General features: G+C 72.5%; 16 protein-coding genes. 6 read left to right on the top strand and 10 right to left on the bottom strand.

The genetic code is table 11. The features are described 5' to 3' along the window. Positions 1-25 precede the first annotated feature (25 nt). A complete protein-coding gene (locus FH609_RS02955) occupies positions 26-1,264 on the bottom strand; it encodes an MBL fold metallo-hydrolase (protein WP_139667632.1) in 1,239 nt (412 codons plus the stop codon). Between the two features lie 116 nt (positions 1,265-1,380). Between FH609_RS02955 and FH609_RS02950 the strand changes: the two genes are divergently transcribed. Continuing rightward, the gene (locus FH609_RS02950; protein ID WP_139667631.1) at positions 1,381-1,887 is read left to right on the top strand and encodes a gluconokinase; all 507 of its coding nucleotides are present in this window, start codon (positions 1,381-1,383) and stop codon (positions 1,885-1,887) included. A gap of 434 nt (positions 1,888-2,321) precedes the next feature. Here FH609_RS02950 and FH609_RS02945 read toward each other — a convergent pair whose 3' ends face one another. The 7 genes from FH609_RS02945 to FH609_RS02915 form a co-directional block, all read right to left on the bottom strand. After that, positions 2,322-3,185 carry a maleylpyruvate isomerase N-terminal domain-containing protein gene (locus FH609_RS02945; protein WP_139667630.1) on the bottom strand — a complete coding sequence of 288 codons (864 nt, stop codon included), beginning with the start codon at positions 3,183-3,185 and terminating at the stop codon, positions 2,322-2,324. A gap of 98 nt (positions 3,186-3,283) precedes the next feature. After that, positions 3,284-4,288, bottom strand: a complete 1,005-nt coding sequence (locus FH609_RS02940) for a sugar phosphate isomerase/epimerase family protein (RefSeq protein WP_139667629.1) — start codon at positions 4,286-4,288, stop codon at positions 3,284-3,286. Between the two features lie 29 nt (positions 4,289-4,317). Beyond that, a complete protein-coding gene (locus FH609_RS02935; protein ID WP_139667628.1) occupies positions 4,318-5,481 on the bottom strand; it encodes a Gfo/Idh/MocA family protein in 1,164 nt (387 codons plus the stop codon). An 11-nt stretch (positions 5,482-5,492) separates the two neighbouring features. Next, positions 5,493-6,545, bottom strand: coding sequence for a substrate-binding domain-containing protein (locus FH609_RS02930; RefSeq protein ID WP_139667627.1), 1,053 nt, complete (start codon positions 6,543-6,545; stop codon positions 5,493-5,495). 65 nt (positions 6,546-6,610) lie between these two features. Beyond that, the gene (locus tag FH609_RS02925) at positions 6,611-7,561 is read right to left on the bottom strand and encodes an ABC transporter permease (protein WP_226961401.1); all 951 of its coding nucleotides are present in this window, start codon (positions 7,559-7,561) and stop codon (positions 6,611-6,613) included. 113 nt (positions 7,562-7,674) lie between these two features. Next, positions 7,675-9,195 (bottom strand): sugar ABC transporter ATP-binding protein, encoded by a 1,521-nt coding sequence (locus FH609_RS02920; RefSeq protein WP_139667625.1) that lies wholly within the window; start codon positions 9,193-9,195, stop codon positions 7,675-7,677. 154 nt (positions 9,196-9,349) lie between these two features. Beyond that, on the bottom strand, positions 9,350-10,537 hold the full coding sequence (locus FH609_RS02915) for an ROK family transcriptional regulator (RefSeq protein ID WP_139667624.1): 1,188 nt from the start codon (positions 10,535-10,537) through the stop codon (positions 9,350-9,352). 533 nt (positions 10,538-11,070) lie between these two features. Between FH609_RS02915 and FH609_RS02910 the strand changes: the two genes are divergently transcribed. The 4 genes from FH609_RS02910 to FH609_RS02895 all read left to right on the top strand — a co-directional run bounded on the left by FH609_RS02910 (position 11,071) and on the right by FH609_RS02895 (position 16,788). Further along, positions 11,071-12,003 carry a phosphatase PAP2 family protein gene (locus FH609_RS02910; protein WP_139667623.1) on the top strand — a complete coding sequence of 311 codons (933 nt, stop codon included), beginning with the start codon at positions 11,071-11,073 and terminating at the stop codon, positions 12,001-12,003. 228 nt (positions 12,004-12,231) lie between these two features. Next, a complete protein-coding gene (locus FH609_RS02905; protein WP_139667622.1) occupies positions 12,232-13,488 on the top strand; it encodes a transglycosylase family protein in 1,257 nt (418 codons plus the stop codon). 352 nt (positions 13,489-13,840) lie between these two features. Next, the gene (locus tag FH609_RS02900; RefSeq protein ID WP_139667689.1) at positions 13,841-14,653 is read left to right on the top strand and encodes an SAM-dependent methyltransferase; all 813 of its coding nucleotides are present in this window, start codon (positions 13,841-13,843) and stop codon (positions 14,651-14,653) included. Next, positions 14,650-16,788, top strand: a complete 2,139-nt coding sequence (locus FH609_RS02895; protein ID WP_139667621.1) for a putative bifunctional diguanylate cyclase/phosphodiesterase — start codon at positions 14,650-14,652, stop codon at positions 16,786-16,788. The genes FH609_RS02900 and FH609_RS02895 overlap by 4 nt, the downstream gene beginning before the upstream one ends. Positions 16,789-16,818: 30 nt before the next feature. Here FH609_RS02895 and FH609_RS02890 read toward each other — a convergent pair whose 3' ends face one another. Continuing rightward, complete coding sequence (locus FH609_RS02890) at positions 16,819-18,102, bottom strand: anhydro-N-acetylmuramic acid kinase (protein ID WP_139667620.1); 1,284 nt, start codon at positions 18,100-18,102, stop codon at positions 16,819-16,821. Between the two features lie 80 nt (positions 18,103-18,182). Here FH609_RS02890 and metG point away from each other — a divergent pair, with 80 nt between their 5' ends. After that, a complete protein-coding gene (gene metG / locus FH609_RS02885; protein WP_139667619.1) occupies positions 18,183-19,922 on the top strand; it encodes a methionine--tRNA ligase in 1,740 nt (579 codons plus the stop codon). 27 nt (positions 19,923-19,949) lie between these two features. On the opposite strand, the gene FH609_RS02880 is transcribed toward metG, so the two are convergent. Continuing rightward, positions 19,950-20,501: a GTP-binding protein gene (locus FH609_RS02880; protein WP_226961400.1), complete on the bottom strand. Its 552-nt coding sequence runs from the start codon at positions 20,499-20,501 to the stop codon at positions 19,950-19,952. Positions 20,502-20,584: the final 83 nt, after the last annotated feature.

Here is a 20,584-nt window from a genome sequence, read left to right as displayed (position 1 = left end):
CGGGGCGGGGCCACCGCGCGGTATGTCAACCGTCGGCCGGGCGGGCGCCCAGCCGTGCCCGGCCCGCCCTGGGCACTGCCGCCGGGCGGGCCACCGCCCGCCACCACGGGTCGGGCTCGGGCGCCGCCGCCGGCTCCACGGAGCCGCCCGGCCGGGGCACGGCCACCGGCACGCCCTCCCGCCCGGCGGCGGACAGCGCCAGCTCCACCGGCTCGTCCCAGGCGTGCGGCCCCAGGTTGAACGTGCCCCAGTGGATCGGCAGCAGCAGCCCCGGCGCACCGCCGGCGGCCAGGTCCAGATGGGCCCGCACGCCCTGCTCGGGCGTCATGTGGATGTCGGGCCAGAACTCCTCGCTGTAGGCACCTATCTGGATCATGGTGGCGTCGAACGGGCCGTGCTCCTGGCCGGTCTTGGCGAAGCCGGGGAAGTACCCGGTGTCCCCGCTGTGGTAGATCCGGTGCTCCTCCCCCGCGACCACCCAGGAGGCCCAGAGCGTCTGCCAGCGGCCGAAGAGCCCCCGACCGCAGAAGTGCTGCCCGGGCTCGGCGGTCAGCGTCAGCCCGCCGACGCGCGTTGACTCGTGCCAGTCCAGCTCCACGATCCGGGACGCCGGCACCCCCCAGTGCTCCAGGTGCGCGCCCACGCCCAGCGGCACGGCGAAGACCGCGTCGCCGGCGAGGAGGGTGCGCACCGTCGCCATGTCCAGGTGGTCGTAGTGGTCGTGGGAGATCACCACGGCGTCCACCGGGCCCAGCTCGGCGGGCAGGATCGGCAGCGGGTGGAGCCGCCTGGGGCCGGCGAAGGAGAACGGGGAGCAGCGCTCGGCGAAGACCGGGTCGAAGAGGACCCGGTGGCCGTCGATCTCGGCGAGCACGCTGGCGTGGCCCAGCCAGGTCAGCCGCAGCCCGGAGGCCGGCGGCTCGGAGGTCGCGAGCCAGGCGGGCCGGTCCGTCGGCGGCCGGCGGAGCGGGGTGCGGCGCAGCCGGTCCTCCCGGCGGGCCAGCTGCCGCAGCATCCCCGGCATGGCCCGCAGGTCCGCCATCCGCACCGGGCGGTCGTTGCGGAAGGCGCCGTCCCGGTACTGCGGCGAGCGCCGGATGCGGGCCAGCCGCTCACCGGTGGGCTGGGCGCCGAAGGCGGCCGGGCGCAGGCGCGTGAGCGCACCGGCGCGGGAACTGGGTGGGGTGGCGGAGCTGGGTGGGGTGGCGGACGAGGGTGGTGGGGACAACGCGACCTCCGGAGCGCGGGTACCCGGAACGGGCATGTTTCTCAGCCTAGTTCGTGCCTCCGACATTCCCCGTCCCGTCCCCCGCGCGGGCGGGCGGACCGCTGGTCGGACGGGGTTTGCCGTTCCCCGGCCGGACAGCGGATAGTTGAGGCATGGCTGTTACCACCGTGGTTGTGATGGGTGTGTCGGGTGTGGGGAAGACCACGGTGGCGCGGCCGTTGGCCGAACGCCTGGGGGTGCCGTTCGCGGAGGCGGACGACTTCCACTCGCCGGCGAACATCGCGAAGATGTCGGCCGGCACGCCGCTCACCGACGAGGACCGCGAGCCGTGGCTGGAGGCCATAGGCCGCTGGCTGCGGGAGCGCCGCGAGTCGGGCGAGGGTGGCGTGGTGACCTGTTCGGCGTTGAAGCGGTCCTACCGTGACCTGCTGCGGGCCGAGGCGGACGGCGAGGTGTTCTTCCTCCATTTGACGGGCTCCTCGGAGCTGGTGGGCGAGCGGATCGAGCGGCGCACCGACCACTTCATGCCGCCGTCGCTGCTGCGCAGCCAGCTGGCGACGTTGGAGCCGCTGGGCGAGGACGAGACGGGCCTTTCGCTGGACGTCTCCCCGGGGCCGGAGCAGTTGGTCGCGGAGGCGGTGCGAGGGCTGCGCCCCTAGGCGGGACCGGGCCGGGCACCGGGGGCCCCGGGCGCCGGGGCCTTCGGGTGCGGGCCCCGGTGGCCGGTGAGCGTCAGCGGGGCGCGGGCTGCGCCGCGTGGTCATGTCCGCGACGGGCCATGCGCCGTGGCAGGCCGGCGAAACCGGTGCGCGCCACGCACGCCCCCACCGACCGGCCGTCCCCCGAACTCGGTGTGGTCCCCGCGCATCGGAGGGCACACACCGCCAGAGCTGACCCGCGTTCGACAACACGCCCGCACCTGGCGAACACGCACCAGGTAGGTCAGGCGTCGTAGCCCGCGCCACAACCCCCACCACACCGCAGCGTCTCGTCGTTCACCCACGACCCGTCGGGCTGACCCGCGCCAGCCACCGGCCCGCCGGCGCATCCCGGCCGCCAAGGCCGGGGAGCCCCCGGGCACCGCCGGAGGCGCTCAGCGGACGATGGAGACCAGGCGCAGGACCGCGTCCGTCAGGGCGGGGTCGCCCTCGGTCTCGATCGAGCGTGCCGCCTCCTCCGGGGTGGTCATCCGGCTGGCCAGCCGCCACAACACATCGGCCGGTATGTGGAGTTGGGCGGTCGGGGGGCCGTCGGGGGTGGGGCGCAGCGCCCAGCGTTCCGGTTCGCGCACCGCCGTCCAGTGGCCGCCGGCCGGGCCGGGGACGGTGACGGTGACCGTCGTGCCGGCGGGGGCCGGGACCGGCGCGAGGGTGGTGGGGAGGGCGCGGAGGAACGTGTCGAGTACCGGCCGCAGCAGCTCGGGCCCGTCCGCGCCGGGCCGGTCGGCGGCGTCCCTGATCTGCTGCTGGTGGGTCCAGCCTTCCGTGTACTCGCGGGCCAGGTGGAGCCAGAGCGGCGGGTCGACGCCGGGCGCGGCCCAGGAGACCTCGACGCCGGCGGGCGCCGTGAGGTCGAGGCCGGACCAGGAGGCGTCGGCCTGGGGTCCGAGGTGGCCGATGAGGTCGATCAGCAGGCGGGGGCTGAGCTGCCGGGCGGTGGTGACGAACTCGCCGTTGGCGCGCGCCAGATAGGCGGGCAGCGTCTCGCCCTCGGCGAAGGGCGGGGCGGGGTGCCCGTCGCGGGCGTGGGAGAGGCGGCGCAGCTGTCCGTGCAGCAGGTGGGCGACGATGTCGCGCACCTGCCAGCCGGGGCAGACGGTGGGCAGCTCCCACTCGTCGGGGCTCAGCTGGGCGAGGAGGTCGAGGAGCGCGGCGCGCTCGACGGGGAGCAGGGGCCGCAGGTCGGTCGGCGGGCCCAACCAGTCGACGGGCGGGGGTGGTTGGTTCGCGGGGTGCATCGCCCGAGTAGATCACGGGCCGCTGACAACGTTGACGCCCGCGCGGCGCGGTCCCGGGTGCAGCGGGGCGCGCCACGCGGGCGGACGGGCGCCTCGTGTCAGTCGCCGCCACCGAAGGCGGCGTCGAACGAGGCGGTGGGCGGGGGATAGTCATAGGAACGCAGCCGGGCGAGCGCCTCGGGCGCGCCGGCCAGCCGGTCCATGCCGGCGTCCTCCCACTCCACGGAGATGGGCCCCTGGTAGTCGATCGACCGGAGCATCCGGAAGACGTCCTCCCAGGCCACGTCGCCGTGCCCGGCGGAGACGAAGTCCCAGCCGCGCCTCGGGTCGCCCCACGGCAGGTGGGAGCCGAGGCGGCCGTTGCGGCCGTCGAGCCGGCGGCGGGCCTCCTTGCAGTCGACGTGGTAGATCCGGTCCCTGAAGTCGTAGAGGAAGCCGGTCGGGTCGAGGTCCTGCCAGACGAAGTGGCTGGGGTCGAAGTTCAGCCCGAAGGCCGGCCGGTGGTCGATCGCCTCCAGGGTGCGCTTGGTCGTCCAGTAGTCGTAGGCGATCTCGCTCGGGTGCACCTCGTGCGCGAAACGGACACCTTCGGCGTCGAAGACGTCGAGGATGGGGTTCCACCGGGCGGCGAAGTCCTCGTAGCCGCGCTCGATCATCCCGGGCGGGACCGGCGGGAACATCGCGACCAGGTGCCAGATCGAGGAGCCGGTGAAGCCGATCACGGTGTTCACGCCGAAGGCGGCGGCCGCCCTGGCGGTGTCCTTGATCTCCTGCGCGGCCCGGGTGCGGACGCCCTCGGGCTCCCCGTCGCCCCAGATGCGGGCCGGCAGGATGCCCTCGTGGCGCTCGTCGATCGGGTGGTCGCAGACCGCCTGGCCGACGAGGTGGTTGGAAATGGCCCAACACTCCAGGCCGTACTTCTCCAGCAGCGCGCGGCGCCCGGCGACGTAGTCGGGCTCCCTGAGCGCGCGGTCCACCTCGAAGTGGTCGCCCCAGCAGGCCAGTTCGAGTCCGTCGTAGCCGAAGTCACGGGCGAGCCGGCAGACCTCCTCCAGCGGGAGGTCGGCCCACTGGCCGGTGAAGAGGGTGAACTTGCGGGACATGGTGTGCGTTTCCTTCCGTTGCGCGCTGCTCACTCTGCGGCCTGGACGGGGGTGTGCACGGCGTTCTTCTCCGCGCTCTCCTCGATGGCGGCCAGCACCCGCTGGACCTGGAGGCCGTCGGCGAACGAGGGCGCCGGCTGGGTGCCCGCCGCGATCGCGTGCACCAGGTCCCTCGCCTGGTGGGCGAAGGTGTGCTCGTAGCCGAGCCCGTGGCCCGGGGGCCACCAGCCCTCCAGGAAGGGGTGGTCGGGCTCGGTCACCAGGATGCGGCGGAAGCCGCCCTCGGTCGCCGGCTGGGTGTTGTCGTAGAACTCCAGCTCGTTGAGTCGTTCCAGGTCGAAGGCCAACGAGCCGTCGGAGCCGTTGAGTTCGATCCGCAGCGCGTTCTTGCGCCCGGTGGCGAACCGGCTGACCTCGAAGGAAGCCAGCGCCCCCGAGGCCAGCCGGCCGGTGAACAGGGCCGCGTCGTCGACCGTGACCTGGCCCACGCCGCTGCCGTCGGGCAGCGGACGCTCCTTGACGAAGGTCTCGGTGTAGGCCGAGACCCCGGTGATCAGCTCGCCGGTGAGGTGCTGCGCCAGGTCGACGACGTGGGCGCCCAGGTCGCCCAGCGCGCCGGAGCCGGCCAGCTCCTTGCGGAGCCGCCAGACCAGCTTCAGCTCCGGGTCGGCGCCCCAGTCCTGGAGGTAGACGGCGCGGACGTGGCGCAGCGCGCCGATCCGGCCCCGGGCGACCAGCTCGCGCGCCAGGGCCAGGGCGGGCACGCGGCGGTAGTTGAAGCCGACCATCGCGATCTGGCCGCGCTCGCGCGCCGCCTCGGCGGCCGCGACCATGGCCTCGGCCTCGGCCACCGTGTTGGCCAGCGGCTTCTCGCACAGCACGTGCTTGCCGGCCTCCAGCGCGGCGATGGCGATCTCCGCGTGGCTGTCCCCCGGGGAGCAGATGTCGACGAGCTGGACGTCGTCCCTGGTGATCAGCGCACGCCAGTCGGTCTCGGTCGCCGACCAGCCCAACCGGTCGGCGGCGGCGTCGACCTTCGCCTGGTCACGGCCGCACACGGCGGCCATGACCGGCGAGAGGGGCAGGTCGAAGGCCCGCCCGACGGAGCGCCAACCCTGGGAGTGCGCGGCGCCCATGAAGGCATAGCCGACCATGCCCACGCCGAGGGTTGGGCTTGTGGAGGAGTTAGGCATGGAAATCCCTGTCAGTTGAAGCCGGTTGGCAGGTACTGCTCGACGTTGTCCTTGGTCACGACGGCCGAGTAGAGCTGGATGAACGAGGGGATCTCGAACTCGGCCAGGCCGCCGATGCCCTTGGCCTGGCCCACCGCGCGGGCCAGGTCGATCGCCGAGGCGGCCATCGTGGGCGGGTAGAGCACGGTCGCCTTGAGCACCGTGTTGTCGGCCTGGATGGCCTCCATCACATGGCGCGAGCCGGCGCCGCCCACCATGAAGAACTCGTCGCGGCCGGCCTGGTCGATGGCGCGCTCGGCGCCCACGCCCTGGTCGTCGTCGTGGTTCCACAGGGCGTTGAACTCGGGGACCGCCTGGAGCAGGCCCGCCATCACGTCCTGGCCCGACTCGACGGTGAACTCGGCGGCCTGCCGGGCCACCTTCTCGATGTTGGGGTAGTTGGCCAGCGCGTCGTCGAAGCCCTGGGTGCGCTGCTGGGTGAGTTCGAGGTTGTCCGGGCCGGAGAGTTCGACAACCCTGGCCCCCTCCACGTCCTTGAGCTGCTCGCCGATGTAGTGTCCCGCGTTCAGCCCCATACCGTAGTTGTCGCCGCCGACCCAGCAGCGGTAGGCCTGGGGCGTGTCGAAGACGCGGTCGAGGTTGATCACGGGGATGCCGGCGTTCATCGCGTTGAGCGCGACCTGGGTCAGCGAGCGGCCGTCGGCCGGCAGGATCACCAGCACGTCGACCTGGCTGTTGATCAGGCTCTCTATCTGCCCGATCTGCTGCGCCGTGTCGTTGGAGCCCTCGGTGATCTCCAGGGTGACGTCCTCGTACTCGTCGGCCCGGCTCCTGGCGTGCTCGTTGATCGCGTTGAGCCAGCCGTGGTCGGCCTGGGGGCCGGCGAAGCCGATGGTGACATCGGGTCCCGGCTCCTCGGACGAGGCGGCCTGGTTCCGCTCCCCGCCGTCGCTCTCGTCGTCGTTGCTCTCGTTGCTGGTACATCCGGCGAGGAAGACGCCCGCGCCGGCGGCGGCTCCGCCGAAGAGGAGACCTCTGCGGCCCAGTCCTGAAGAAATGTTCATGAGGAGGAGGAACCTTCCATGGGAAAGATGTGGTCGGGGTGGTGCTCGGCTGGTGTGGGGGCCGGCTAGGTGGTGTGGGCGGCGGATCGGCGCTGGAGCAGCACGGCGGCCACGATGATGGCGCCGGTGGCGATCTGCTGGAAGGCGCTCTCCAGGTTGTTCAGCACGAAGAGGTTGGTGATCAGGGTGAAGACCAACACGCCCAGCACGGAGCCGATGATGGTGCCTCGGCCTCCGGTGAGCAGGGTGCCGCCGATGATGGCGGCGGCGATGGCGTTCAGCTCGTAGAGGTTGCCGTTGGTGTTCTGGCCGGAGCCGGACAGGACGACCAGCATGAACGCGGCGATGCCGCAGCACAGGCCCGACAGGGCGTAGAGCAGCAGGCGTTGGCGCTTGACGGCGATGCCGGCGAGGCGGGCCGCCTCGGGGTTGCCGCCGATGGCGGCGGTGCGGCGGCCGAAGGTGGTGCGGTTGAGCAGCACCCAGCCCAGCGCGGTGATCACGGCGAACATGATGACCAGCGGGGGGATGCCGAAGACGTAGGAGGAGCGGCGGCCGAGGTCGAGCACCGGGTCGACGGTGACCATCTGGGTGGAGCCGTCGGTGATCTCCAGGGAGAGACCGCGCGCCGAGACCATCATGGCCATGGTGGCGACGAAGGGCACCATGGGCCCGTAGGCGATCAGCACGCCGTTGACCAGGCCGCAGCCGAGGCCGACCGCCAGGGCGCAGAAGACCATGCCGGCCATCCCGTACTCCTGGGTGGCCACCGTGGTGCACCACACGGAGGCCAGGGCCACGATCCCGCCGACGGAGAGGTCGATGCCGCCGCCGATCATCACGAAGGTCACGCCGACGGTGACCACACCGATCACGGACGCCTGGGTGAGCACCAGTTGGAGATTGTTGGTGTCGAGGAACTGATCGCCCGCCGTGATCGCGCCGATCACGCAGAGGATGGCGAGGACCACCAGCAGCGAGATGGTGTGCAGGTCGAAGAGCTTGCCCAGGATCAGCCTGGGGCCGTTGGGCGGGCCCTGGTCCCGGGTGACGACACCCGACGGCGGGCCCGGTGGCGCCGGCTTGTCGAGCGAGGCGGTCGGGGACGGTTCAGAGGTGGCGCCAGTGGTCACGCCTGGCTCCCTTCCATGACGAGGTCGAGAACCCGGTGCTCGTCGAGCTCCCGGGCCGGTGCGGTGTGCACCACCTGGCCCTCCCGCAGCACCAGCACCCGGTCGGCGAGCCCGAGGACCTCGGGTATCTCGCTGGAGACCAGCAGAACGGCCACGCCGTCGTCGGCCAGGCGGCGGATCAGGGCGTACAACTCGGCCCGGGCGCCGACGTCCACCCCTCGGGTGGGCTCGTCGAGCAGCAGGACCTTGCATCGGCGCAGCAGCCAGCGGGCCAGCACGGCCTTCTGCTGGTTTCCGCCGGAGAGCGTGCGGATCAGGGCGTCGGGGTTGTCCGGCCGCAGCGACAGGTCCCTGATGTTGGTGTGGGCGGCGGAGCGTTCGCCGGAGCGGTCCAGCCAGCCGCCCCGGGAGAAGCGGGGCAGCGAGGAGATCGAGACGTTGCGGGTGACGGAGTCCGTCATGAACAGCGCCTGCGCCTTGCGCTCCTCGGGCGCCAGCCCGAGGCCGGCCCGGACGGCGGAGACGACGCTGCCGGGGCGCAGCCGCTTGCCGTCGACGGTCACCCGGCCGCCGCTGGGGGTCCTGGCGCCGTAGATGGTCTCCAGGATCTCGGAGCGTCCCGAGCCGACGAGGCCGGCCAGGCCGACGATCTCGCCGGGCCGGATCTCCAGGTCGAGCGGCTCGAACTCGCCCTGGCGGCTGAGCTGTTCGGCGACCAGCACGGGCTGGTCGGCCGAGCCGTCGAACGGGGTGGCGCGCTTCGGGAAGTCGTACTCGACGTCGCGGCCGGTCATCAGGGCGACGATGTCCTTGGTCGCGGTCTCCTTGGCCGGCAGGCCCCGGGCGACGGCGCGGCCGTCCTTGAGCACGGTGACCCGGTCGCCGATCCGGCGGATCTCCTCCAGCCGGTGCGAGATGTAGACGACGGCGACGTTGTCGGCGGTGAGGTTCTCCACGATGCGGAAGAGGTTGTTGACCTCGTCCGGGTCGAGGACGGCGGACGGCTCGTCCATGACGATGAGTTGGGTGTCGTGGGAGAGCGCCCTGGCCATGCTGACGACCTGTTGGCCGGCGGAGGAGAGGTCGCCGACGATGGTGTCGGGGTGGATCTCCGGGTGGCCGAGCCGGGCCAGCAGCTCGGCGGTGCGGGCCCTGGCCTCGCCCCGGCGCACGAAGCCGGCGGTCGACGTCTCGTGGCCGAGGTGCACGTTCTCGGCGACGGAGAGGTGCAGCACCAGGTCGAGTTCCTGGTAGATGGTGGAGATGCCCAGGCGCATCGCGGAGACCGGGTTGGAGAGGGTGACCCGCTCGCCCCGCCAGGTGATCTCGCCCGAGTCGGGCTGGTGGGCTCCGGCGACCACCTTGATGAGGGTGGACTTGCCGGCGCCGTTCTGGCCCAGCAGGCAGTGCACCTCGCCCGGCAGCACCTCCAGGTCGACCCCGTCCAGGGCGCGGACCCCGGGAAAGGACTTGGTGATGCCGGAGAGGGTGAGGATCGGTGGTGGCGCGCTTGCCATGACTGGTCTCCTGTGGCTCTCCTGCGCACGGGGGGCCGGTGCGCGGACATGCGGGGGTAGGGCGTTGGCGGTGCTGGTGGTGCTGATGGCCGCCTGAGGGGCCCGTCGGCCCCCTTGCGTCGGCGGTGAGTTCGGGTGCGGCGCCCGGGGCGCCTCAGGTCGGGGTGTAGCTGAAGAGGTGGTCGCTGATCAGGCGCGCGGCGCCGGTGACGCCGGCGACCGGTCCGAGTTCGCCGAGGACGATGGGCAGGTTGCCGGTGGCCAGCGGCAGGGACTGCCGGTAGACCTGGGTGCGGATGCTGGCGAGCAGCGTGTGGCCGAGGCCGGTCACGCCGCCGCCGATCACGACGAGTGCGGGGTTGAAGAAGCTGACCAGCGCGGCGATCACCTGTCCGGCGCGGGCGCCGCCCTGGCGGATGAGGTCGAGCGAGGCGACGTCGCCGGCGGAGGCGGCGGCGGCCACGTCGGACGCGGTGAGCGAGCCGGCGGCGTTGAGCCGGGAGGCGAGCTCCACGGAACGGCCGTCCCTGGCCGCCTGTTCGGCGTCCCTGGCCAGGGCGGCGCCGCCGAAGTACGCCTCCAGGCAGCCCCGGTTGCCACAGGGGCACTGCCGGCCGTCGACCTCGACCTGGATGTGGCCGATGTCGCCGGCGCTGCCGGTGGCACCACGGTGCACCTTGCCGTCGGCGACCACGCCGCAGCCGATGCCGGTGCCGATCTTGACGCAGATGAAGTCCTGGACGGAATGGGCGACTCCGGCGTGCTGTTCGCCCAGCGCCATCAGGTTCACATCGTTGTCGACCATGATCGGGCAGCCCAGCTCCTGGCTGAGCACCTCGCGGATGGGGAAGCCGTCCCAGCCGGGCATGATCGGGGGCGCCACCGGCACCCCGTCGGGGAAGCGCACCGGTCCAGGGACGCCGATTCCGGCGCCGTCGAAGTGCTCAGCCAGGCCCGCGTTCCTGAGCTTCTCCGCCATGGAGAGCACCTGTTCGCAGACCGCCACCGGCCCCTCGCGGACGTCCATCCGCTCGGTGAGGTGCCCAAGGATCTCCAACTCGGGCCCGGTGACCGCCACGTCGAGGGACGTGGCGCCGATGTCCACGCCCAGGAACCGGAGTTCGGGAGCGAGCCGCACGTTGTGCGAGCGCCGCCCGCCCCGGGAGGCCGCGAAGCCGTCGCCGACGACGAGCCCGGTCTGGAGAAGGCGGTCGATCTCCACCGCCAGCTTGGACCGGGACAGCTCGATCTGGTCGCCGAGCTGCGCCCGGGAACTGGGGCCCGCGTCCCGCAGCAGCCGAAGCAGCCGCGCCTGATGCGCGTTCGCGGGCCGAGCCGTCATGCGCCTCACGCTGCCCCTCCCGCCACCGTCGGCATCGGTCCCCGGCACGAGATCCGTGTCGGGCTTGACGAGGGAATGTAGCAGCGAGGAGGCGGGCAGGGAAGAAGTTCTGCGTGAATCACTGAAACTTTTTCCTCGCTGAGGACAAAGCCTCGTCGGGCGGACCTCCCACCTGCGCGAACCGTGCCCGCTCCCCCGCCGCCGCTCCCGGCCGCCGGAGGCTCCCCGAGCGCCCGCGCAGCCGTCCCGCACGCCCGCCTCGGGTCCGCCGCACGCCCGCCTCGGGTCCGACTCTCACCCGACCGGGCGCCGAACCGGGCCCGTTTCCCCGGGCGTCCGGCACCGGAGCGGAACGCGCTGGGACGTCCGTTCGCGCGGAACGCGGGGGTGTGCTCCGTTCACCCAGCGGGCAGCGGAAGTGGGGAGAGCCGTAAACTCGTTCCGGGGAACTGAAGATCGAGGAGGGGAGGGGCAGGTTCCCGCGCGCCGTTTCCGTACCGCGATCACCCCCACGCCATTTGGGAACCCCGCTTATGCCACTCATCCGAGCGTCACAGCTGATTCGTCCCCTGCGGCGACCCGAGCGCCCCGAGCAGTCGCGGCGCCCGCCGCTCATCCGGGAACTGCTGCTCGTCAGCGTCCTCTATCTCGCCTACAAACTGGGCCGACGCGCGGCCAACGGGCAGTTTCACGACGCCTATGAGAACGCCGAACGCGTGTGGGACCTGGAACGCGCGCTCCGGCTTCCCAGCGAGGCGGCCGTGCAGGATCTGGTGTTGCACAGCGAGGCGTTGATCCGTTTCATCAACGTCTACTACGCCACCGTGCACTTCCCGGCGACGGTGGCGTTCCTGATCTGGATGTACTGGCGCCGGCCCGGGTTCTATGTCTGGGTGCGCTGGGTGATCACCTGGCTGACGGGGGCCGCGCTGGTGCTGCACCTGCTGGTGCCGCTCGCCCCGCCCCGGCTCTTCCGGCCGCTGCGCATGATCGACACCGGCCTGGTGTACGGGCCGGCCGTCTACGACAAGCCGGACCCCGACTCGATGGCCAACCAGTTCGCGGCCATGCCCTCGCTCCACGTCGGCTGGTCGGTGCTGATCGCCGTCGGGCTGATCGTCGCGACCCGGAGCCGCTGGCGGTGGCTGTGGCTGGCGCATCCGCTGATCACGGTGACCGCCGTGGTCGCGACCGCGCACCACTACTGGATGGACGGCCTGGTCGCCTGCGCGATCCTGGGCGCGGTGCTCTTCTTCCTCCGCCCACCCCGGCGTTCCGCGCCGCAGGCGACGGGCGGCCGCCGACGCAGCGCTGACGGCACCCCGACGACGGTGCCCACCACGGAGGTCACCGGGCCGGACGCGGTCCCCGAGATCGGCACCGTCGGCCCCGGCGCGCTGCGGGAGGGACGGGCGGCGACGGAACTGGCCGGGCCCGAGGCGCGGCTGGCGCCGAAGGACGGCTGACCGACGGTCCGAAGGACGGGCGAGCCCAGCGAAAAACCCCGGGAGAGCAAAAGCGATCATTCTCGATCAGTTCTCCCGGGGTTTTTCGATCAGAGACCGGCCGCGTCACGGTCCGCTTTCGCTCCCTTGCCCAGGGCATTGCCGCGCCATATCGTGGTGCCCAACTTCCCTGTCCGCGTGGGGAACTGACGCGGATCAAGGGGTTTTCTTCGGGGAGGGGAACACCTCATGTCCGGACGTGGCCGCCACCGCCGCTATCGGCCCAGCGCGGTCTCCCGCGCCTCGCTGACCGTGACCGCATCGGGGGCCGGCCTCGCGCTGCCCCTGGTGAGCGCCAGCGGCGCCTCGGCGGCGCCCGTCGAGACATGGGAACTGGTCGCCGAATGCGAGAGCGGCGGCACCTGGGACATCAACACGGGGAACGGTTTCTACGGCGGCTTACAGTTCCAGCAGAGCACCTGGGAGGCCTACGGCGGAACGGCGTACGCGCCACGCGCCGACCAGGCCACCAAGGACCAGCAGATCGCGGTCGCCGAGGCGGTACTGCGCGGGCAGGGCCCCCAGGCGTGGCCCACCTGCTCGGTGCGGGCGGGGCTGACCAGGGACGGGGCCGCGCCGGAGATCACCCCGGACGCCGAGCCGGCCGCCGCTGAGGCCGCCCTTGACGCCCGGCCGGCCGCCGAGGCGGCGACGGACGCGCGTCCCGCGGCGGCGAGCGTGGAGGCGCCCGAGCGGTACGAGGTGGTCAGCGGCGACACCCTCTCCGGCATCGCCGAGGAGCACCGGGTCTCCGGCGGCTGGCAGTCACTCTACGAGCTGAACCGCCGCACGGTGGGCGGGAATCCGGACCTGATCTTCCCCGGCCAGCGCCTGTCGCTGCGGCCCGGCGACGAGGCCCCCGCCGAGGAGCCCGAACCGGAGCCAGAGCCGGAGCCCGAACCGGAGCCAGAGCCGGAGCCAGAGCCAGAGCCAGAGCCCGAACCGGAGCCCGAACCAGAACCGGAGCCGGAACCCGAGCCCGAGGCCGACGAGGTCCAGGGCGAGCGCGCCGAGGAGCCGGCGCCCGAGCCCGAGCCGACGCCCACCTACCACTCCCCCGTGGCCGCCGGCACCGGCACCGCCTACCACGCCACCGGCGGCTCCTGGTCCCTGGGCTACCACACCGGCGTCGACTTCCCCGTCTCCACCGGCACCACCGTGAAGTCCGTGACGGAGGGCCAGGTCGTCTCCGCCGGCTGGGCCGGCTCCTTCGGCTACGAGGTGATCGTCCGCCACCCCGACGGCCACTACAGCCAGTACGCCCACCTCTCGGCGATCTCCGTCTCCGAGGGCCAACCGGTCAGCGCCGGCCAGCGGTTGGGCCGCGCCGGTTCCACCGGCAACTCCTCGGGTCCGCACCTGCACTTCGAGGTCCGCACGGGCGAGGCGTTCGGCACGGACATCGACCCGGTCGCCTACCTCCGCCAGAACGGGGTCACCCTCTGAGCGCGCGACGGCCGCCCCCGACCATCGGGCGCGCGGGGTTCGCACACCCGTTCCTCCCGGGATGTTGGCCGAACTCGCCTCCCGGGGACGCGATCTGAACGTTCGTGACCTTGGACTTACGGTTTGCCGGGACCCGAAACCGCCCACCGGTCACCGGAGATTCGGCGGAAACCAGCCGGGCATCCCTGGGGAGTAAGGCCCACGGTCGCGCCCGCCAATCGGGACAGATGCTCCACTAACCCCCCAGCAGGGGGAGGTTGGCCTTCCGTTTCCTTCCCTGGACTGGCAGTCGGTCAGTAGTCTCGACCGTCGGGGCCAATGAGCGCATATGCAGGGGACATTGGAGACGTCGATGGAACGACCCACCTGGGCGCCGCAGGGCATTGACCTGTCGGTGCCGAGCGTGTCGCGCATGTACGACTATTACCTCGGTGGCTCACACAATTTCGAGGTGGACCGGGTCACCGCCCGCAAGGCCATGGAGGCGTTTCCGGGACTTCCCAAGATCATGCAGGCCAACCGCGCCTTCATGCGCCGCGCGGTGCGCTACGCGGTGGACGAGGGGATCACCCAGTTCCTCGACATCGGCTCCGGCATACCCACCTTCGGCAATGTGCACGAGGTGGCCCAACAGGCCAGCCCCGAGGCCCGGGTGCTCTATGTGGACAACGACCCGGTGGCCGTGGCGCACAGCCGCGCGGTGCTGAAGGACGTGCCGAACGCCGGGATCACCGCCGCCGACTTCCGCGAGCCCGAGGCCATCCTGAGCAGCCCCGAGGCCGGCCGGCTGCTGGACCCCGAACGGCCCGTGGTGCTGCTGCTGGTGGCGCTGCTGCACTTCCTCGACGACGAACAGAAGCCCCACCAGCGGCTGGCCACCCTGCGCGACGCGCTGGCCCCCGGCAGCCTGCTGGTGCTCACCCACGCCTCCGTGGACAACGGCCCCGTCACCGTCGAGCAGGGCAGCCGGCTCTCCGAGATCTACCGGGCCGGCGGCAGCGACCTGGTGATGCGCTCGGAGCCCGAAGTGGCCCGGTTCTTCGAGGGGTTCGAACTGGTCGACCCGGGGCTCGTGCCCATAGGGCGCTGGCGGCCCGAGGACCACATCGAGGACGAGGACCCGATGGCGTTCAGCGGCATCGCAGGGGTGGGACGCAAGGCGTGACCGACGAGACCCCCACCCATCACCTCCCGCCCGACGGACTGCGGCGGTTCGCGACCATCTGGTGCCGCGCGGTCTACCCGGCCACCGCGACCTCCATGACCAAGCGGGAGTTCGAAAGCCTGCTGCTCGCCCTCAGCGAGCGGCTCGCGATCGCCCTGCGCGCCCAGCCGTTCGACCCCAGCCCCGGGGTCTCCGTCGGCGAGGCCCTGGTCACCGCGCACTGCACCGCGCCCGAGGCGCTGCCCCGGGTGCTCGGCGTGATCGACGCCTATCTGCTGCTCTACTGCGCCGACCTGACCGTGCTCGGCCAGGACGAGGGCCGCAGCCGCTGCGCCCGGCTCCAGCACGCCATCGCGGCCGGCTTCGCCCGCGCCCTCCAGGAGCGGACCCGCAGCGAGCAGGAGTCGCTGTCGGTGGCGGCGCTCACCGCCCAGACGGAGATCGCCAACGCACTCCACGAGAGCGAGACCCGGTTCCGCGCGGTCTTCAGGGACGCCGCGCTCGGCATCGGGATCGCCGACATCAACGGCGACATCATCGACACCAACGAGTCCTTCGCCCGCATGATGGGCGGCCTCGGGCTGCCCACCAGGCGGCGCAACGTCCTGGACTGGACCCACCCCGACGACTCGCCCGAAGTGTGGCGGCTCCAGCGGGAGTTGATGCGCGGCGAGCGCGAGCACTACCAGGTCGAGAAGCCCTACAGCCGCAGCGACGGCACCGTGCTGTGGACCAACCTCACGGTCTCCCTGCTGCGCGACGCCGAGGGCGAGCCCCGCTACATGCTGGCGATGATGGAGGACGTCTCCGAGCGCCGGCTGCTCAACCTGCGGCTGCGCTACCAGGCGACCCACGACGCGCTGACCGACCTGCCCAACCGCTCCATGTTCTTCGAGCGGCTGGAACAGGCGCTGGCCGCCGGCTCGCCGCAGAGCCGGGTCGGGCTGTGCTACCTCGACCTCGACGGGTTCAAGGCGGTCAACGACAGCCTCGGGCACGCCGTCGGCGACCAGTTGCTGATCGCGGTCGCCGAACGCCTCCAGTCCTGCGCCTCGGAACCGGGGCAGATGCTGGCCAGGATCGGCGGCGACGAGTTCGTGGCGCTGGTCATCGACCCGCCGACCGCCGACTCGGTGGCCGAGTTGGCCCGCCGGGCGCTGGCCGCGCTGGCCACCCCGGTGACCGTCGGCGACCGGGAGCTGATGGTGCGGGCCAGCATCGGCGTCGTCGAGGGTCCCACCCGCAACCTCACCTCGGCCGAGGTGCTGCGCAGCGCCGACATCACCATGTACCGGGCCAAGGCGGAGGGGGGCAATCGTTACGCCCTCGCCGACCCGGACTCCGACGCGCGGGCCATCAGCCGGCACCACCTCACCCACCATCTGCCGGCCGCGCTCAAGGGTTGCGAGTTCTTCATCGAGTACCAGCCGCTGGTGCGGATGGAGGACGGCAGCCTGGAGGGCGCCGAGGCGCTGGTCCGCTGGAGCCACCCGCGCCACGGCGTGCTGGGCCCCGACCGGTTCATCCCGCTGGCCGAACACACCGGGCTGATCGTGCCGTTGGGGCGCTGGGTGCTCCAGGAGGCGGTGCGGCAGGCGTGCAAGTGGCAGGTGCGCGGCATCGGCGGCCCCCGGCCGCTGCGGGTGAACGTCAACCTCTCGCCGCGCCAGCTGCACCACCCGGAGCTGGTCGAGGACACCGTCGCGGTGCTGGAGGAGGCGGGGCTGCCGCCCAGCGCGCTGTGCCTGGAGGTGACCGAGACGGCGATGATCCGCGCCGACGAGAACGAGCTGCGGCCGCTGCGGGAGCTGGCCGAGCTGGGCGTGGGCATCGCGCTGGACGACTTCGGCACCGGCTACTCCAACCTGGCCAACCTGCGTCGACTGCCGGCCAACACGCTGAAGTTGGACCGTTCCTTCACCCAGGGGCTCCAGCGCAACCCGGCCGACCCGGTGGACCTCAAGATCGTGGAGGGCATCGTCTCGCTGGCCCACGCGCTGCGGCTGTCGGTCACGGTCGAGGGCGTGGAGACCTCCACCCAGGCCGAGCAGCTGCGGGACCTGGGCTGCGACTCGGCGCAGGGCTGGTTCTACGCCCGACCCGGCCCGCCGGAGCGGCTGCCCGAGGCGGTCTGAGCCGGGCGGGCCCCTCAGGAGGTCAGGGGGTCAGAGGGCTCGAACGACCAGGCGAAGCGGGGCCGCCGCCCTCGGCGGCGGCAGCCGCAGCGGCCCGGCGCCCGGGGTGAGCGAGCCGAGCACGGCCGCCGCCCGGGCGCCGGTCGCGGCCGGCAGGCTGCCGGGCAGGCCGTGCGCGGTGAGGAAGCCCAACAGCGCGAAGAGCAGCGCCTCCTTGGCGTCCGACGGCAACCCCAGGGCGTCCGTTGGGCGCACCCCGGTCGGCGCGGCGAGGGCCCGCGTCCGGCGCAGCAGCGTCGGGTTGCGCACCCCGCCGCCGGAGACCAGCAGCTCGGTCAGCCGCAGCGCACGGCAGGCCGCCGCGACCAGCTCGGCCGTCAACTCCGTGACGGTGGCGAGCAGATCGTCCGCCGGCAGGCCGCCGGCCGGCAGCCGCTCGCGCAGATAGCCGGCGTGGAACAGCTCCTTGCCCGTGGACTTCGGCGGCGGCAGCCGGTAGTACGGCTCGGCCAGCAGCCGCGCCAGCAGCGCCCGGTCCACGCGTCCCCTGGCCGCCGCCGCCCCGTCGCGGTCCATCCGAAGCGCGCCGCCGCTGGTCTCCACGGCGGCGGCGTCGATCAGCGCGTTGGCCGGCCCGAGGTCGTAGGCGACCAGCCCGCCCTCGGCGTCCCTGGCGGTGATGTTGGCGATGCCGCCCAGGTTGAGCACGCCCCGGCCGGCCGCCGCCGGGACCCGTTCCGCCGGGCCGCCGAGCAGCAGCAGCGCGTCCAGCAGCGGAACGAGCGGCGCGCCCTGCCCGCCCCTGGCGATGTCCCGGGTGCGGAAGTCGGAGACCACCGGCAGCCCGGTGGCCTCGGCGATCCAGGCGGCGCCGCCGAGTTGCAGGGTGCCCAGGGCGCGGGGTCCCTCGACCCAGTGGAAGACGGTCTGCCCGTGCGAGGCGACCAGGTCGGCCCGGCCGCCGGCGACCTCGGCCACCGCCCGGGCCGCCACCCGGCCGAAGAGGCGGCCGAGTTCGGTGTCCAGCCGGCAGACCCGCTCCAGCGTGGTGGCCGCCGGCGGCAGCGCCCCGGCCAGCTCGGCGCGGAGCGGGTCGGGCAGAGGGTCGCTCACCGTGCCCAACGGGCGCAGCACCACCGCCTCCGCCGCCCCGTCCGGCTCGTCCGGGTCGGGCGCGAAGGCGAGTTCGGCGACGGCGGCGTCCACCGCGTCGTGCGAGGTCCCGCTGAGCAGACCCACCACCCGCCAGGGTCTGGCGGCGGGAAACGCGGTGCGGTCGGCCCGGGCCGGCTCGGTAGGATGAACAGTGTCCATGGCGGTGCTCCGTTACGCTCCGTTTACGCCTGATGGCCCGCGCCGCCCGCTGATTCCTCTCACCATTGGAGCATCCGAGGATGGCCCGACACCTCATCACCAGTGCGTTGCCCTATATCAACGGGATCAAGCACCTGGGGAACATGGTGGGCTCGATGCTCCCCGCCGACGTCTACGCCCGCTACCTGCGGCAGCGCGGCCACGACGTGCTCTACATCTGCGCCACCGACGAGCACGGCACCCCGGCCGAGCTGGCCGCCAAGGCGGCGGGCCTGCCGGTCGCCGCGTTCTGCGCCGAGCAGCACGCCGCGCAGAAGGCGGTCTACGACGGCTTCGGCCTCGCCTTCGACTACTTCGGGCGCACCTCGTCGCCGCAGAACATCGAGGTCACCCAGCACTTCGCGCGAAAGCTGGCGGAGCACGGGTTCATCGAGGAGCGATCGACCCGGCAGGTGTTCTCCATCGCCGACGACCGCTTCCTGCCCGACCGGTACATCGTCGGCACCTGCCCGTTCTGCGGCTACGAGGCCGCCAGAGGCGACCAGTGCGAGAACTGCACCCGGGTGCTGGACCCGACGGACCTGCTCGACGCCCGCTCGGCGGTCAGCGGCAGCACCGACCTGGAGGTGCGGGAGACCAAGCACCTGTTCCTGCTCCAGTCCAAGCTGGAGCCCGAGGTCGAGGCGTTCGTCGAGCGGCAGGGCGCTGAGTGGCCGACGCTGGCCTCCTCCATCGCCCGCAAGTGGCTGACCGAGGGGCTGCACGACCGCTCCATCACCCGGGACCTGGAGTGGGGCGTGCCGCTGCCGGCCGACGTGTGGCCCGAACTGGCCGCCGAGGGCAAGGTGTTCTACGTCTGGTTCGACGCGCCCATCGGCTATATCGGCGCCACCAAGGAGTGGGCCGACGCGGCGCCCGACGGCGAGGAGCGGGACTGGCGGTCCTGGTGGTACGAGGCCGACGACGTCCGGTACACGGAGTTCATGGCCAAGGACAACGTGCCCTTCCACACGGTGATGTTCCCGGCCACCCAGCTGGGCACCAGGGAGCCGTGGAAGCAGGTCGACTTCGTCAAGGCGCTCAACTGGCTGACGTACTACGGCGGGAAGTTCTCCACCTCGCAGAACCGGGGCATCTTCACCGACCAGGCGCTCGAACTGCTGCCCGCCGACTACTGGCGGTACTTCCTGATGGCCTCGGCGCCCGAGTCGGACGACTCGGCGTTCTCCTGGGAGCTGTTCGCCTCGGTGGTCAACAAGGACCTGGCGGACACCCTGGGGAACTTCGTGAACCGGGTGCTGTCCTTCTCCCGCAAGCGGTTCGGCGACGCGGTGCCGGCCGGGCACGCGCCGGGCGAGGCGGAGCGCGCGCTGGGCGAGGAGATCGCGGGCCTGCTGGCCGAGTACGAGCGGCAGTTGGAGGCGCTCCAGTTCCGCAAGGCGGCGTTCGCGCTGCGCGCGCTGTGGAGTGCGGGCAACGTCTATCTGGAGTCCAAGGCGCCGTGGAAGGAGATCAAGGCGGACCCGGAGGCGGCGGCGCTGACGCTGCGGACGGCGATCAACCTGATTCACCTGTACGCGGTGGTCTCCGAGCCGTTCGTGCCGTTCACCTCGGCCGCGCTGCGCGGGGTGTTCGCGCCCGAGGACCCGGCGGTCGCCGGGCGGCTCGGCGAGCGGTGGGTGAGCGAGGCGGCGGCGCGGGCGCTGGACGCGGTGCCGGCCGGCACCCCGTTCACCGTGCCCGGGGTGCTCTTCACCAAGCTCACGGACGAGGACCTGGACGCCTACCGCGAGCGGTTCGGCGGCGCCGAGGAGGCGTGAGTCGGCCGGCGGCCGCCGCCCGCCCGGTCACGGGTGGCCGGCGGCGGCCGCCGCGCGCTCCCTGGTCTCGATGAGGTGGCCGACCAGGCAGACCAGCACCCGGGTCGCCGAGGCCGCCTTGCGGGCGTCGCAGGTGATCACCGGCACCCCCGGGTCCAGGTCGAGCGCGGCCCGCACCTCCTCGGTCGAGTAACGCACCGCGCGGTCGAACTCGTTGACCGCGACGACGAATCCCAGGCCACGCCGCTCGAAGAAGTCGATGGCGGGGAAGCAGTGTTCGAGCCGGCGGGTGTCGGCCAACACCACGGCGCCGAGCGCGCCCTGGCACAGCTCGTCCCAGACGAACCAGAACCGTTCCTGCCCCGGGGTGCCGAACAGGTAGAGCACATGCTGGTTGTCCAGCGTGATCCGGCCGAAGTCCATCGCGACGGTGGTGGTGGCCTTCCGCTCGACGCCCTCCAGGCTGTCGGTGTCGGCGCTGAGCTGGGTCAGCAGCTCCTCGGTGCTCAGCGGCTCGATCTCGCTGACCGCGCCGACCAGGGTGGTCTTGCCGACCCCGAAGCCGCCGGCGACCAGGATCTTGGCCGTGGTGGGGAACGGGTCGGGCGCGCCCGGTTCTCCCCCGGTCGGGGCGTCGGAACGCTTCTCGGGGGCGTCGGTAC

Source organism: Streptomyces sp. 3MP-14, from assembly GCF_006334905.2.
In the GTDB taxonomy this organism is placed as follows: domain Bacteria; phylum Actinomycetota; class Actinomycetes; order Streptomycetales; family Streptomycetaceae; genus Streptomyces; species Streptomyces triticirhizae.
Note: the sequence above shows the minus strand (reverse complement) of the source record. Positions and strands in the feature narration are given on the sequence as shown.

What these genes read in the sequence shown, in the direction of transcription:
- FH609_RS02955 (WP_139667632.1), bottom strand. Translation starts at nt 1,264, where the DNA reads ATGCCCGTTCCGGGTACCCGCGCTCCGGAGGTCGCGTTGTCCCCACCA.
- FH609_RS02950 (WP_139667631.1), top strand. Translation starts at nt 1,381, where the DNA reads ATGGCTGTTACCACCGTGGTTGTGATGGGTGTGTCGGGTGTGGGGAAG.
- FH609_RS02945 (WP_139667630.1), bottom strand. Translation starts at nt 3,185, where the DNA reads ATGCACCCCGCGAACCAACCACCCCCGCCCGTCGACTGGTTGGGCCCG.
- FH609_RS02940 (WP_139667629.1), bottom strand. Translation starts at nt 4,288, where the DNA reads ATGTCCCGCAAGTTCACCCTCTTCACCGGCCAGTGGGCCGACCTCCCG.
- FH609_RS02935 (WP_139667628.1), bottom strand. Translation starts at nt 5,481, where the DNA reads ATGCCTAACTCCTCCACAAGCCCAACCCTCGGCGTGGGCATGGTCGGC.
- FH609_RS02930 (WP_139667627.1), bottom strand. Translation starts at nt 6,545, where the DNA reads ATGAACATTTCTTCAGGACTGGGCCGCAGAGGTCTCCTCTTCGGCGGA.
- FH609_RS02920 (WP_139667625.1), bottom strand. Translation starts at nt 9,195, where the DNA reads ATGGCAAGCGCGCCACCACCGATCCTCACCCTCTCCGGCATCACCAAG.
- FH609_RS02915 (WP_139667624.1), bottom strand. Translation starts at nt 10,537, where the DNA reads ATGACGGCTCGGCCCGCGAACGCGCATCAGGCGCGGCTGCTTCGGCTG.
- FH609_RS02910 (WP_139667623.1), top strand. Translation starts at nt 11,071, where the DNA reads ATGCCACTCATCCGAGCGTCACAGCTGATTCGTCCCCTGCGGCGACCC.
- FH609_RS02905 (WP_139667622.1), top strand. Translation starts at nt 12,232, where the DNA reads ATGTCCGGACGTGGCCGCCACCGCCGCTATCGGCCCAGCGCGGTCTCC.
- FH609_RS02900 (WP_139667689.1), top strand. Translation starts at nt 13,841, where the DNA reads ATGGAACGACCCACCTGGGCGCCGCAGGGCATTGACCTGTCGGTGCCG.
- FH609_RS02890 (WP_139667620.1), bottom strand. Translation starts at nt 18,102, where the DNA reads ATGGACACTGTTCATCCTACCGAGCCGGCCCGGGCCGACCGCACCGCG.
- metG (WP_139667619.1), top strand. Translation starts at nt 18,183, where the DNA reads ATGGCCCGACACCTCATCACCAGTGCGTTGCCCTATATCAACGGGATC.